The sequence below is a fragment of the Mucilaginibacter sp. HD30 genome (assembly GCF_054061755.1).
On record NZ_JBSSEO010000001.1, the window covers coordinates 4085660 to 4099840 of the forward strand.

A 14181-nucleotide genomic window follows, 5' to 3' on the forward strand; every position below is an offset into this window, starting at 1 on the left:
AAGATCTATTTTACTTTGGATGATAACCAGCTGTTTCTGAAAGCTAATTGCCCGGCGTTGGGCTGTTGGCCTGCTTTTTCAAATGTAGCAATTTCAAAGGTGGGATTCTCAGTTAAGGTTACTGTTGCCTCATGTTCACCGGCGCGGTTGGTATACTTTATCAGCACTTTATCGCCGGGTTTTTTATCGGCAATTACCTGGTTAAATGATGCCGCGTCGGTTATTTTCTTACCATCGGCAGTAAGAATAACATCGCCTGCGTCAATCCCTGCATTATAAAGCGGCGAACCTATTAACGTGTTGCTAGTAATTGTTAAGCCATTTGCCGTAATAGCCTGCACTTGCCCTGACCGACCCCTTGTGCCGCCGGTAGACAAACCCGCCCAAGCTTTACCCGGCTGCGCTTTGCGCACTAATAGACCGGCCTTAGCCAGCAGTACTTCGTAATTATTTTTCTCTGTTCCGTAGATGTAGCGGTTAAAAAAATCGGCAGCAAACTTGGTGTCTTTGGTCAGTTTAGCCAGGTCGCTTTGCAAATCTGGAATGGTGTAGGGCTTCATCTTTTTGCCCCGTTCCAACCAAACCACACGCATGTAATCATCCAATGTCAGGTTATAATCGTTGCGTAGCGTCAGATCAAGCGCAAGGGCAATAGCGCCGCCATACGTGTAGTAACTGGTAAAGTTATTGGCATAATTATTTGGGTCTATAGAAACGCCGGCATCCGTAAAAACAGATTTACGGCTCATCTCAGTAGCCGGATATTTTGCTGCGCCCGGTGTGTTCAATATGGCGTTTACTAAACCGCCTAAAATCTGGGTGTAGTTATCAGTTGTATAAGCACCGCTGCGCGTTAGTATTAGTTCGCCGTAATATTGGGTAAATCCTTCGGCAAACCATAACTCGCTGCTTTGGTTGGCATGGGTAAAATTAAAAGGCTCTAATGATTTTGGGCGGATGCGTTTCACGTTCCAGGCGTGGAAAAACTCGTGCGAGAAAGTGCCTAATAAATTGATTTCATTACCGGCAACTTTATCGGCAACATCAACAATACAGGTGGAGTTTCTGTGCTCCATACCATCACCCGCATTACTGGGATAAACGTCATCTAAAAAAGTGTATTCGCCATAGTCATAAGCGGGTAGTTCACCAAAAACGGCTTGCTCCTCCAGCACCATTTTTTGTACCATTTTGCCAAAATTATCAATGACAGGCTGGTCATCAACCGAATGTATTGTAAGGTTGATCTTTTGTTTTTTACCATCGGGATTAACTACATCCCAATTGGTAATTTTATAGTTAGATAGTTCAGTAGGGCTATCCATCATATACTGAAAGTTGGGTGCCCAATAAACATTAGCACCCTCGTGTTTTAACTGGGTGGCTACCTTCCATCCATATTTTTCAAGGTCATTAAACTGCAAACGTACAGCGCGCTTTTCCTGGTCCAAATTACCCAGCCACATAAAAATGGCAGGCATATTAAGGTGGGCGTGGCTGGCGTCAATACCTGCATAGGTGCCGTCGGTCCAATTTCCAAATACAGTATAGCTTACCTTAACAACGTTGCTATGTTCGGCAATCTCATACCTGTCGCCTTCGGCTTGTTTTATGGTGAGCGGGGTACCATCTACATTATATGCTTTTACGTTATAGATGTTTTTGCCGAACTCGTGCGTAGCATATCGGCCCGCAGATGAACGGCTAATTTGCAAATTTAATATCCCCGCCGGCGCCGCGGTAATGGTAAATACCACCTCAGCTTCGTGATGTGCAGCATTTGGAAATGAGATACTATAGTAAAGAGGACTGGGGGCGGGTTGCGCTGTAGCCGCGCATATAAAAAATGCTACGCTAAGCGTAATAAGGGAAAGCTTTTTCATTACATCAGTTAATTAAAGGCAAAATAACGTAAAAAACCAAAGAAAGGAAATGCCAGTGCAAAACTACCTGTAACGGTAGCGCGACATATCATTGCTGGACTGGTCAACTAAGGCTTTCTTTCTGTTGCCGATATCCTCATCAAGGTGATGTTCAAACACACTATCGGTTATTGCTATATCGCGCTCTTTGTCCCGCTCGGCGTAATGTGTATCCGCTTCGCTCATTTTACCAATGGCAACATCATACGGTCCCTTTGGCGACATCAACTTAACAAACACAGGTAAGCACTCAAACAGAATAAACAGGTAGCCTATAAATGAAATGGCGAGGTAGGTATCAATGTCGCGGGTGCCGTCATTATTGTAACCCAGTTGCCCCAGCGCCCAATTACGGTCGGCAAAGCCGGCAACATTGGCCAGGCTGTCCAATTGTTTTTCACTAAATAGCCGCAAATTGTTTAATCCTTCAAAATCCTTTCGCTGACTGAGGTATTGATCCATTTGCTCAGACTCAGAGGTTACGGTTTTAAGGCGTTCTTGTTTCTCTTGCAGTACCGCTTCTTTCCGTTTGGCGTAGGTGCCGTACCCGGTAATACCGGATGTTTGATTGGTTTTATCACCAAAAACTTCCTGGTTTAATTGATAGCGCGACCGGTTTATGTCTTTTTCCAGCGAGTCTTTTTCTTTACGCAGATTTGTGCTTTTGGCCAGTTCCATACCGTACTTCTGTACGTAGGTTTTTTGCAGGGTGTCAATCTTGCGGTTTTGGCCCTTAAGGTAGGACGTCTTTAGTTTCTGTCGTATCTCTTTGTCAAATATCTTTAACTCCAACGGACGCGATATAACAATACCTATCATTATGGCTAACAGGATCCGTGGCGATGCCTGTAATATTTGTTGATTAGTGCTGCCTTCTTTGTTTATGCTTGATACGATATAGCGGTCCATATTAAAAATGGCTGTACCCCATAGTAACCCGAAAAGTATAGCAAAGCCCACTGCAAATGCATCGCCGTTAAAAACAAAATACATTGCATAACCGCCAGATAACGATGCAAAAAGCGCAGTAAAGAATATGGTGGCCCCTATGCCCACATACTTATTATGTTCAACGGGGTATTTTTTTAAAATGTCAACTTGGGCGCCCGAGCAGAACCAGAAAAACCGGGTAATTTTATCCATCAGCTGTTTAATATACAATGAAACGCTCTAAAGGGCGTATTGTTACAAAAGTATGGCTTAAATATTTAATACATAACACTTACCTTTGATCGGATAAAATTTAAAACCATGCAGGAAATTACCGTACAGGAACTAAAAGAAAAGATAGATAATAACGAAGATTTTCAACTGATTGACGTAAGGGAGGATTTTGAATATGAAACTTCAAACTTAGGCGGCGTGCTTATACCCTTGGGTGGCATATTAATTGAAACTGATAAAATAGCTAAAGACAAACCCGTTGTAGTAATGTGCCGTAGCGGCAAACGCAGTGCGGCTGCAATTATGCAGTTAGAGCAACAAGGCTTTACTAATCTGTCAAACTTACAAGGCGGTATTTTAGCCTGGTCTGCAGAGATAGACCCGGATGTAGTGGTATACTAAAATGGGCAAAAAGATATTGCTTAATACCCTTTACAATGTTGGTATTTTTATAACCCTGATGACGGCTTATTGGGGCATTACCAACAGCCGTTACGAATTTGTTGCAGCCGGGGTTTTTGTTGCAGCCATATTTGTAGTTTTAAAAATAAAATTGATCAAACAAGTAAAAAGCGGCGTTAAAAGCTAATACACAAGGCCTCAATATTTTGAGGCCTTTTTTTATACTCAACCTTGCACCTTTAACAATAACCTTATGATAGTAGTAATTTTAGGTATAATAGTATTTTTTGCGGGCACCGTTTTAAAGCGTTCGCCGCAACCTTCCAATCGTTTTGGTAGTATTTTAAGCGTAGCCGGTGCTGTAATAGTAGTTGCCGCAATTGTATCATCTGCATTTAAAGTTATTGATCCGGGCATGGTGGGTGTACAGGTTTTGTTTGGAAAAGTTCAGGATAAGCCTTTAGAGAGCGGGTTGCATGCCATTAACCCGTTGGTTGATGTAACCGAGTTTGATACCCGTACCCAAAACTATACCATGAGCGGCACCCACAACGAGGGCGATGTGCAGGGCGACGACGCCATCAGGGTATTATCGTCTGATGGTTTGGAGGTGACTATCGACCTATCGGTACTTTATAATGTAATGCCGAACAGAGCTCCATTTATCATGCAAAACATTGGGGTTGATTTTAAGGACAAGATTGTGCGCCCCGTTACTCGCACCGCGTTACGAGACAACGCCGTGGCTTATCAGGCCGTAGACTTGTACTCTATAAAACGGCAGGAATTTCAAAACAAGATAAATTCTACCATTAGTAAAAACTTTGAGGCAAACGGACTTAAAGTGCAGCAAATATTGATACGCAATGTTAGTTTGCCCCCATCGGTAAAAGCCAGTATTGAGTCAAAAATAAATGCTGAGCAAGAGGCCCAAAAAATGCAGTTTGTATTGCAGAAGGAACGCCAGGAGGCCGACCGTAAAAGGGTTGAGGCGCAGGGTATAGCCGACTATCAGCAAATATTATCAACCGGATTGTCAGACAAACAGCTGCAATACGAATCCATTAAAGCTCAAAAAGAAATTGCACTATCGCCCAATACCAAGGTTATAATTATGGGCGGTAAAGGCAATCCTATTATTTTGAGCGATAAGTAAACTCTTAACGACAGCGATGGGTTAACTCATCGCTATTATTGATTCGTTTATTCAGATTTGCCCACCAGTTTCCACACGTAGGCAGAACCTTCCTTTGCAATGCCGAAATAATCAAAGGTACCACTTGCCCTATCGCCGTTATCATCCAGCGCTTCCGCCCCAACTATACCGCTATGTGCGTTAGCCTGCCGCATAAAATTACCTCTTGTGTTGTTAAAATCAATTGTAGAACCGTTGCTGGCTTCTAAGGTATACGCTATTGTCCAGGCAATATCATAGGCTGCAAGGGCAAAGGCATCCGGCTCAATACCTGTTTTTGCTTTTATGCGTGCTGCAATAGGCTTCCATTGAGATTCTGTAGCAACAGGTAACCCAAATGACGGTGCGAAAAACCCTGTCTTTATTGCGAACTCAGCTACGGCCGGGTCGCTCAAAAAAGCTGTACTTAATACAACACCATCGCCCCCAAACCATTTAACGCTGCTCAAAACCGGATCGGCAGCGGCCAGCTTAAATATCTCTGTAACCTCATCAAATGATGCTAAATATATACCTACTTTATTGGCGCCATACACGCCAATCAGCGTGTTAACTTGCGCCTTAATGGTAGCTATAAGCGCTGCATAATTTGCACCTGTAGTGGCATATGGCGCAGTAGCAACAGTTTGCCCTCCCTTGACAGTAAATGCCGCACCTGTTGATGTTTGTAAACCCTTATTGCCAGCATCATTGCGCGATACAGTAACCAACCCTCTAAAGCCTTTTGCGTAAATGGTTGCAGCTGTAGCCGCCCCCTCTATTTTATCGGGCGGGCAAAAACGAAATATCGCATCATTAGGTATTGCGAGGCTTCCGGCAGTGCTGCTTTGGCTTATCACCATTAGCTCTGCATCGTCAGCAAGTGGTTTCAGGGCAGCTAATTCAGCGCTAGATTGGGGGCCAATTATGAATTTAGCTCCTTCGTACCGGGCTTTAGTAAAGTATGATTTTGTTAGTTCGGCATCCAGTTTGGTGTCGTAAATGGTAAACTTTACGCCAAAATGAGTGTTTTTGGCCGTTAAGTATTGGTTTATGTCATCAGAAGCAACCTCTAAAGCAGCCTTTGAAGTTATGCCCAATGAAGACCAATTACCTGTTAAAGAGAAAAGGCCTACAACGCTAACGGTTCTTTCAGGATCTTTTTTTCCGCACGATTGGAATGTAACAGCAATGGCTAAAACGGCAATTGCACTAAAAAGGATTTTTTTCATTTATAGATAAGCAAACTCAACACTGCTTGCTAAAATACATAAATATCAGGAAGATGGGAACCCTAAGTCCATGCTAAGTGTATTAACACCTGCCTTATCCAATTTTTTTATAATCATCGCTTGACCTTTTAGCATCATAATGCACGCCGGGAGTTAGCCAGTAAAGCAGCACTACTCTTGAATACCGAAAGTTAAAGGGCGAAAGTAAGACCGTAGAACCTAATAACACAGCAACATACACCCACGGATTTTGGCTGCCTGTAAGCACGTATAATGCAACCGCCAATGTCACCATTTGTGCAACATTAAAGGCGTAGCTAACAAACATAGCTACGTAGAAATAGCCCGGCTCAATTTCAAATTTAAAGCCGCAATGCGGGCAGGTTTCATTCATTTTTTGAGATGAAAAACTGTACATCCCGTTAGCAAACATGTCGCCCCGGCGGCATTTAGGGCATTTGGCGTTAACGGCTGCATATGTTTGCGATATTTTCATGGTGTTATCAACTAAGGTATACATACTAATTATGGTTATGCTTTCTGAATTCTTCAGGGGTAACCCCAGCTTGTTTTTTAAAGAACTTGGTAAAGTAAGAGTTATCCGCAAAGTTTAACTGATCTGCTATTTCGGCAACGGTTAGGTCGCGGTTAATTAAAAGACGCTTGGCCTCCAATGCTATCCTGTTACGTATAACCTCCCCGGCGGGCATGCCCAGCATTGCATTACACAAGGCGTTTAAATGGTTGGGCGTTATAAACAATAGTTCAGCGTATTCTTTAGGCAGCTTTAGTGTAGTGTAATTTTTTTCAATTAGTTTTTGAAAATTACGCAGCAGTGTATAGTTATAAGCCGGGGCGCTGTTATGCGGATTGTTAAGCCTGGCTATCGCGATAAATAGCTTTAATAATATTGCCCTGGTCATGTCAGCTTTTAAGGGCCGCTGATTTTCATTTTCATTAACAAGTTCTTCAAAGCCATCCGTTATAAATACCTGTATATCATTAGGTACATCAATAACAGCGTCGGCCACGATGCCGGAGAAAAACGGCAGCTCATCTAAATAACCGGCTTTTAGCAAAAACGACTGAAAAAATGCAGCCGAAAAATTAATAATGTAACCATCAATTTTGCCTTCAAAGTTCCAGTTATGTACCTGTCCGGGAACCATAAAATATATTTGATGTGGCTTTACTGCAACATATTCAAAGTCTATGGTCTGCGATCCGCCTCCGTCTGTAAAATAGACAAGGTGGTAAAACGAGTGTTTATGTGGTATAAAAAGGTTTTTGTGGATGGAAAGATATTCCCCAAATCGGCTTATTAATATATCATCCTGACTGTTATTGGTGAGGCTGCAAATATCATATACCGGGATGTTGCTTTTCATACATCAAAATTAAAGTTTAATAACCGTTAATGATGGCAGTAATTAGGGAGATAATGGTACTTTTTACTTATTGATACATTTTCCAGCATATTATACCAAGCGTTAATCACGTTAGTTAGGTCCCTAATGCTTGCTAAGGCATTAGTCGCCCTTTACTTCGTTTTTTGTAACGGGTGTGTTACAAAATCCATGTTTTGGGGAACGCCGTGCACACTCCATAATCCGTCAAAACTAAAAAGGCCTTAAAAACGAATAAAACGCTGCTTTTTAAAAATGGCAAGCATTTTGTATTTACCTGTTCATAAAAAGGAGGATATTATGAAAGTAAGATCATTATTTGCAACAGTGTTTATAACAATAGCTTTAATTGTTTTAACTGTATCATCAATGTATTTTGTAGTGAATGAAGGTTCTGCAGCAAATATAGCCGGTAACCTGATATTGTTGGTTTGCTTATTCTTCTTTACATGGACGGCGCTTTTACTTAGCCGTGCTAAATATGCCAATGTTGCCCCCTAATTAACCGGCTTCCTGCAAAGGCAGCCTTATATAAGTTAGCCTGAAGGTTAAGTGTGATAGATGAGCGTACTAAGGCTGGCATTTAAAGCCCTCCATTTATTGGAGGGCTTTTTTTGTATTGGCTATTGGCCCGTGCCCCGCCACATATACAGGTTTATTGCATTTTAAATACGCTCATCTTCAATAATTTATAATAAATTTATTTTGAAAAGCAACCTTTATTCCATTTTAGCCGTGATGAGAATAGAGTAGGGGTTAATGGAACTACAATGTAACGCGAACATATGAGCGACGAAGAATTACATCACCTTATACAAGGCTGTGTAAAACAAGATAGTAAAAGCCAGAAATTGCTTTATAAAGCTTTCTATGGCTTCTCTATGGCTATATGTTTACGATACGCAGCCAACAAATACGAGGCGGCAGAGGTAATGAACCAAGGCTTTTACAAAATATTCACAAAAATTGAGGGGTATAATTCGTCGCGGCCTTTTAAAGCGTGGCTAAGCAGAATTATGATGAATACGGCAATAGATTATTACAGATCAAATTTAAAAATGGCCTATGCGCAGGAACTGGATGCAGCAGAGCATATAGGCGAAGTAAGCGTAGCAGATAATAATTTGAACTATAACGATTTGCTCACCATGATACAGCAATTGCCCCAGAGCTATCGAACAGTTTTTAACCTGTTTGCGATTGACGGTTATTCGCACGAGGAAATAGCAGAAATGCTTAACATAACTACGGGCACGTCAAAATCAAACCTGTTTAAGGCAAGGCAAAAATTAAAACAAATGATAATGAGTGCAGAGGCACCCGCTTATGACTATAACAACGGAACAGAATTTTCGCCCGTTGTAGCAATAAGCAGTAATACGGCTATAAAACCGATGTTTTATAGCAACGGAATAAGAGAATGAAAGACGAGCAGCACAAAAATATAGACGACGTTTTCAGGCAGGGTATTAATAACCCTGCAAATGAACCTGAATACCAGGAAGGCCACTGGGATGCATTAGAAGAAATGCTGAACGGTAAAAAAAAGCCGGGTAAAATGGTGTATTGGCTACCGCTTGTCAGCGCTGTTGCAGCAATGATCTTGATTGTTATGGGCTGGTGGTTCCTGGTGCCTCATGGTACAGAAAAAGCCAACATTGCTCGGGTGGTTGTGAAAAAGCCGAAAGGTACGGGTACACCACTGCAAGTTGACAACCCCGCAACAAAGGGAAATTTAGCCCAGCAGACCGAGCCAAAAGATCATATAGCAACTACTCAAGGTGTAGGCATTAAAAAACCGATGGCGGGGGGCTTTATTAAACAAAAAGAGAAACGAAGATACGTATCGGTTGAGCAGTTAGCGCCGGGCTTTATACAGCCAACGGTTTTACCAATTGATCAAGGTGTAGCCGCTAACATTAGCCCCATTAATAGGGACAGTGCGAGGCTTATACTTGGCAAGCCTGCTAATATGAATTTGACATTTGTAGATCCCATTCATACTATAGCTCCTGTTAATATTATAAACAGCCTGCCCAATTCAGTTTCAAGCATAAAAGCCACTCAAAAAGGCAGGCCAAAAAACGGGGAAAGCTGGTTTAAAAAGCCTCGATTAACAGTTACCGTGCTTGCCTCGGCCGATATTAACGGAGTAAACTCTTTCAGCAATACAAATGCGGGTAAAAATATTGGGATGCTTGTTTCTGCCCGGTTTAATAAATTATCAATAAGCACAGGCGTTTATTATTCGGCAAAGCCTTACAATATGCCGTTTTCGGCGTACAGCCCCAACTCAGCTTATAAGTTTAAGTATTCGCCAGAGACTGTTACTGCTGATTGCCGTATGCTGGATATTCCGCTTAACATAGATTACCAGGTATTTGCAAAAAACAAAAACTCAATAAGCGTAGGTACCGGTATATCGTCTTTTGTTATGCTGAAAGAGAGTTATCAGTATAATTATGCAACAACACATGTGTATGGTTTATCATCTTATAATGTAAGTAATCCGGATAAATATTTGTTTAGCTCGGTAAATTTTCAGGCAAATTATCGCAGGCAGATCAATTCAAAAATAGGATTGAATATAATGCCATATATAAAAGTACCACTTAACGATATTGGATATAGTAGGATAAAACTGCAAACCGCGGGAGTAGCAGTTGGACTTAACTGGAATATAAATTCGCTCACAAAACCCAAGTAGTATGAAATACATAGCTATTATTTTACTTGTCTGGATGTGTTCATTCCAGGCAGGGCAGGACCTCTATGCTTGTAAAAATGCGCGTATATCGATGTTCTCATCAGCGCCTATTGAAGATATTGCTGCAACATCAACAAGCGGAACCTCAGTTCTGAATGTCGCCACAGGCGATGTTGCATTCAGTCTTAACATATCTTCATTTAAATTCAAAAAGTCGCTGATGCAGGAACATTTCAACAGCGAATACCTGGAAAGTGATAAGTATCCAAAGGCCGCTTTTAAAGGTAAAATACAGGGCAGCATCAACGCCTCGCAAAATGGCACTTATCCTGTTACGGCCGTAGGCGAGCTGGAAGTGCACGGCGTAAAGCAAAATCGTACGCTGCAGGGTAACATAACAGTTAACAATGGTAACATAACCCTTGTCTCTGAATTTATGGTGAAATGCGCCGACCATGACATTAAGATACCAACAATAGTGTTTCACAATATTGCCGAGAGCATAAAAATAAATGTTAATGCCACGTACACAGCCGTGCCTCAATCAAAATAACCATATCATGAAAAAGTATTTTTATTTACTGTTAGTATTTGCATCACTTTCTGTTAAGCTTAATGCACAGCAAACCGGCAATAAAATAAGTCGCGAAGACTCGTTGATGAACGCTATGGCCTCCGCTAATCCTCCCGAAGCCGGACGAACAGCCATTTTTGCCGCAAGCAGGCTCATACTATCAGAAACCAACGAAACCGTTAAAAAAGGTAATCTGAATTTTTTGGTGATACACCGGTTTGGCGATATTGGCGGCCCATTTGGCGGAGGTCAAACTTTGTTTGGGCTAGATAACTCAAGCGATATATACATAGGGTTTGAATACGGGCTTGGCCAAAACCTGGATATACAATTTGGCCGAAGCAAATTTCAACAATTGATAGATCTGGGATTAAAATACAACATCGTCCATCAGGCAGAAGATGGAAGCCCTGTTGCCATCACCCTATTGGGTAAAGCAGGCCTTAAGCCTTACAAAAACAACGGTTCGTTTTCTACCTACTCAGATCGCTTTGCTTATGTTGCGCAAGCCATAATAGGGCACAAATTTTCTAAAACCTTTTCTATGCAGCTTACCCCAACATTTGTAAGTAGTAATGCAGCGCAGCCCGCTTTGCCGGGAATTGATAAGCGCTTTTTTGCGCTTGGAGCTGCTGCCCGTTTAAAATTAACCAAACGCATGGGTATAGTGGTAGATTATGCACATTCTTTTTCATCCTTCCGAACTAACTCACCGGCCCCTGATAAATTTTATGACCCACTTGGAGTAGGGATTGAGGTTGAGACCGGCGGCCACGTTTTTACAATAAATTTTTCAAATGCTAAGGCTATATCGCAAACCAATTATTTAAGCGATACGCGGTCTGATTTTAGTAAAGGTGAGTTTAGATTGGGTTTTACCATTTCAAGAATTTTTGATCTGTCAGGTCATAAATCAAAAAATAACTAACGTATATAAAGCTATTAAAATGGAAAGAGAAGAATTTTTATCAAAACTGGGTATAGGCGTATTGGCCGTTTGCACAGGTTGTGGGTTTGCCAGCTGTGGCGGTAGCAAGGGCAATGATCCAACGCCATCAGGCGGTGGTGGCGCAACCCCACCTTCAACAGGTTCCGGAACAGTTTTCACCGCCGACCTTAATGCAGAGCTAACTGCGGTTGGCGCGTCAAAAACAAGTGGTGGCGTGATATTAGCCAGAATAGCTGCAGGTAATGTAGCGAGCGCGTTCACAGCAGTGCAGGTTGCCTGTACACACGAAGGCACAAACATAGCTTATAACGCCGGGGCAAGCAAGTTTATCTGCCCGCTGCATGGCAGCGAGTTTAGCCAAACCGGAACAGTAATTACAGGGCCAGCTGTAGTTGCGTTAAAAAAATATACAGTGAGTATAAGCGGTACAACACTTAGCGTTATAGCTTAAAAGAAAAGGCATATTTATGAGCTACCAGGGGCGAGGGTATAGGGTGGCTCGTAATATATGCCCGCCGTTTGATTATCTGCAGTTGTTTGCCGATTGAATAGCAGCTTTTTATGACTGTAACGCATTAGATGGTACTATAAATCCGTATCAATCGTTATATTTATTTTAAGAAGCCTTTTTTACAGTATGAAACCCTTACGCCTTTCTTTCTTTTCAATTTTAGTTGCTTTGGTGGCCGTTACCCCTGCGTGCAAAACCAAAAAATTAGCACAACCCGTACCCCTTGCCGAAACTTTTCCGCCGGCGCCGGTATCAAAGCCAGCACCTGTGCCTGTACCTGCCGCTCCAACACCCACGCCTGTGCCGCAACCGGTAGCAGCGCCTGCTCCTCCAGATTATAATTTCGCTAACATTCAGTTTGAGTTTAATTCGGGCATATTAAAAACGCAGTCGTACCCGGTGATGGACCGCGCTATTGTAGAGATGAAAAAAGACCCCTCGGTAAAATTTATATTGAATGGCAACGCCTCTGCCGAAGGTACACCACAACATAATATGTCGCTTTCTGTTGAAAGAGCTAATTCCGTAAAAACTTACTTAGTTAACAGCGGTATAAATGCCGATAATTTGCGTACCGTAGGAAACGGCGAGAGCAAACCCATTGCTGATAATACTTCCGAGGCTGGACGTGCGCTAAACCGTAGGGTAGAGATAAAAAAAGCCGAATAGCTTAACATCTTATAAAACAAAAAGAGCGATGGGTTTTAAAACTCATCGCTCTTTTTGTGCGTTTTGGCTGCGCTATATAAACATGTTTAGGATCAGTACGCCTATTAAACCAAAAACTGATACTAACGATTCCATCATTGTCCATGATAAAAACGTTCGTTTCATGTCCAGGCCAAAGTATTCTTTAAACACCCAGAATGAGGTGTCATTAACATGCGAACAGAACAAGCTGCCGGCGCCAACAGATAGCACCATCAAATTAGGATCTGCATGGGTTTGCTGCATTAACGGGAAAACAATACCCGCGGCTGCAAGGCCGGCTACAGTAGCAGGGCCCAGGCATAGCCTCAATATAGCTGCTATTAACCAACCTAAAAGTAAGGGCGGCATGTTCAGTTGCTGCAAACCATTAGCTATCTGGCCACTAACTCCGGTATCAATAAATACCTGCTTAAGTATGCCGGCACTGCCTATAATAAGCAGTATAAGTGATATCTCTTTTATCGCGTCGGCATATACATCCATTACTTGTTTTAAAGTGCGGCCGGTACGAATACCCAATGTATAAGAAGCAATTAAAATAGTGCCTACCATTGCAATGGCAGGATCAGCAATAAAATGCGCTATATTTTGTACGCCGGGGTTACCGCTGGCAAAGTTGGCAATTACACTGCCTAAGCCTATTAGCAATACAGGGAGCAAGGATGATAAAATACTTGTTGCCAGTGATGGCAGTTTTTCTTCCGGGATATCTTCGGCTGTAAATGTAATTGTGCTGTTAGACTTAATGCCCTTCAACGTTTTGGCGAATATGGGGCCGGCAAGTATAATGGTGGGTATGGCTATAATAAAGCCGTACATAAACACCTTGGCAATATCTGCCTGAAACTGCACTGTAAGCGCCATTGGCGATGGATGCGGAGGCAAAAAGCCATGCATAACTGATAAAGCAGTAAGCATTGGGATACCTATGTAAACCAGTGGTAATTTGTAACGTGCGGCAACGGAGAATATAATAGGGATCAATAAAAAGAAACCTACGTTATAATACAAAGGGATACCTACTATTAGGCCGGTTAAACTCATGGCCCATGTAATGTACTTCTCGCCAAAGGCATTACGCATTGATGTGGCTATGCGTTGTGCAGCACCGCTAACGCCTACCAGTTTACCCAGCATACCACCTAATACGATAACCACCACCAGGGAGCCCAGCATATCGCCAATGCCTTTATTAATGGTTTTAGGTATCATCTCAAGCGGCATACCCAGCAGCAGCGCTGCCATAATAGATACTATTATAAACGTGAGGAACACGTTCATTTTTGCCCATGTGGTTAACACAATGAGCGTACCTATACAAAGAATAAGAATAAACACTAACATTTTTATAATTGGTTTAGTATTATCGAAAAACGGAGAGAACTGTTGTAGATCTCTCCGTTAATATTATTGCTATTAAAAGCCCATC

At 42.1% G+C, this 14181-nt stretch carries 16 protein-coding genes; 10 read left to right on the plus strand and 6 right to left on the minus strand.

Annotated elements, in window-relative coordinates; translation table 11 throughout:
* Window positions 1-5: 5 nt before the first annotated feature.
* Together ACVW2L_RS19280 and ACVW2L_RS19285 are read right to left on the minus strand one after the other, a co-directional pair.
* The gene (locus ACVW2L_RS19280) at window positions 6-1883 is read right to left on the minus strand and encodes a M61 family metallopeptidase (RefSeq protein WP_457129580.1); all 1878 of its coding nucleotides are present in this window, start codon (window positions 1881-1883) and stop codon (window positions 6-8) included.
* Window positions 1884-1946: 63 nt separating this feature from the next.
* Window positions 1947-3065: a DUF4407 domain-containing protein gene (locus ACVW2L_RS19285; RefSeq protein WP_457129581.1), complete on the minus strand. Its 1119-nt coding sequence runs from the start codon at window positions 3063-3065 to the stop codon at window positions 1947-1949.
* A gap of 108 nt (window positions 3066-3173) precedes the next feature.
* Between ACVW2L_RS19285 and ACVW2L_RS19290 the strand changes: the two genes are divergently transcribed.
* The 3 genes from ACVW2L_RS19290 to ACVW2L_RS19300 all read left to right on the plus strand — a co-directional run bounded on the left by ACVW2L_RS19290 (window position 3174) and on the right by ACVW2L_RS19300 (window position 4644).
* Window positions 3174-3488 (plus strand): rhodanese-like domain-containing protein, encoded by a 315-nt coding sequence (locus ACVW2L_RS19290; protein ID WP_457129582.1) that lies wholly within the window; start codon window positions 3174-3176, stop codon window positions 3486-3488.
* Between the two features lies 1 nt (window position 3489).
* Window positions 3490-3675, plus strand: a complete 186-nt coding sequence (locus ACVW2L_RS19295) for a DUF6358 family protein (protein ID WP_457129583.1) — start codon at window positions 3490-3492, stop codon at window positions 3673-3675.
* 66 nt (window positions 3676-3741) lie between these two features.
* A complete protein-coding gene (locus ACVW2L_RS19300; protein ID WP_457129584.1) occupies window positions 3742-4644 on the plus strand; it encodes a prohibitin family protein in 903 nt (300 codons plus the stop codon).
* 47 nt (window positions 4645-4691) lie between these two features.
* Here the strand turns inward: ACVW2L_RS19300 and ACVW2L_RS19305 are convergent, their stop codons facing one another.
* From ACVW2L_RS19305 to ACVW2L_RS19315, 3 genes are all read right to left on the minus strand, one after another.
* Window positions 4692-5894 (minus strand): ABC transporter substrate-binding protein, encoded by a 1203-nt coding sequence (locus ACVW2L_RS19305; RefSeq protein ID WP_457129585.1) that lies wholly within the window; start codon window positions 5892-5894, stop codon window positions 4692-4694.
* 94 nt (window positions 5895-5988) lie between these two features.
* The gene (locus ACVW2L_RS19310; protein ID WP_457129586.1) at window positions 5989-6414 is read right to left on the minus strand and encodes a DUF983 domain-containing protein; all 426 of its coding nucleotides are present in this window, start codon (window positions 6412-6414) and stop codon (window positions 5989-5991) included.
* Between the two features lies 1 nt (window position 6415).
* Window positions 6416-7282, minus strand: coding sequence for a helix-turn-helix domain-containing protein (locus ACVW2L_RS19315; RefSeq protein WP_457129587.1), 867 nt, complete (start codon window positions 7280-7282; stop codon window positions 6416-6418).
* Window positions 7283-7600: 318 nt separating this feature from the next.
* Between ACVW2L_RS19315 and ACVW2L_RS19320 the strand changes: the two genes are divergently transcribed.
* The 7 genes from ACVW2L_RS19320 (at window position 7601) to ACVW2L_RS19350 (ending at window position 12710) form a co-directional block, all read left to right on the plus strand.
* A complete protein-coding gene (locus tag ACVW2L_RS19320) occupies window positions 7601-7801 on the plus strand; it encodes a hypothetical protein (protein WP_457129588.1) in 201 nt (66 codons plus the stop codon).
* 284 nt (window positions 7802-8085) lie between these two features.
* The gene (locus ACVW2L_RS19325; RefSeq protein WP_457129589.1) at window positions 8086-8724 is read left to right on the plus strand and encodes an RNA polymerase sigma factor; all 639 of its coding nucleotides are present in this window, start codon (window positions 8086-8088) and stop codon (window positions 8722-8724) included.
* On the plus strand, window positions 8721-10007 hold the full coding sequence (locus tag ACVW2L_RS19330; protein WP_457129590.1) for a hypothetical protein: 1287 nt from the start codon (window positions 8721-8723) through the stop codon (window positions 10005-10007). The genes ACVW2L_RS19325 and ACVW2L_RS19330 overlap by 4 nt, the downstream gene beginning before the upstream one ends.
* 1 nt (window position 10008) lies before the next feature.
* Window positions 10009-10560: a YceI family protein gene (locus ACVW2L_RS19335; protein ID WP_457129591.1), complete on the plus strand. Its 552-nt coding sequence runs from the start codon at window positions 10009-10011 to the stop codon at window positions 10558-10560.
* A gap of 7 nt (window positions 10561-10567) precedes the next feature.
* Window positions 10568-11509: a DUF5777 family beta-barrel protein gene (locus tag ACVW2L_RS19340; protein ID WP_457129592.1), complete on the plus strand. Its 942-nt coding sequence runs from the start codon at window positions 10568-10570 to the stop codon at window positions 11507-11509.
* Between the two features lie 19 nt (window positions 11510-11528).
* Window positions 11529-11981: a QcrA and Rieske domain-containing protein gene (locus tag ACVW2L_RS19345; protein ID WP_457129593.1), complete on the plus strand. Its 453-nt coding sequence runs from the start codon at window positions 11529-11531 to the stop codon at window positions 11979-11981.
* 186 nt (window positions 11982-12167) lie between these two features.
* A complete protein-coding gene (locus tag ACVW2L_RS19350; protein ID WP_457129594.1) occupies window positions 12168-12710 on the plus strand; it encodes an OmpA family protein in 543 nt (180 codons plus the stop codon).
* A 72-nt stretch (window positions 12711-12782) separates the two neighbouring features.
* Here the strand turns inward: ACVW2L_RS19350 and ACVW2L_RS19355 are convergent, their stop codons facing one another.
* Window positions 12783-14096: a gluconate:H+ symporter gene (locus ACVW2L_RS19355; RefSeq protein WP_457129595.1), complete on the minus strand. Its 1314-nt coding sequence runs from the start codon at window positions 14094-14096 to the stop codon at window positions 12783-12785.
* Window positions 14097-14181: the final 85 nt, after the last annotated feature.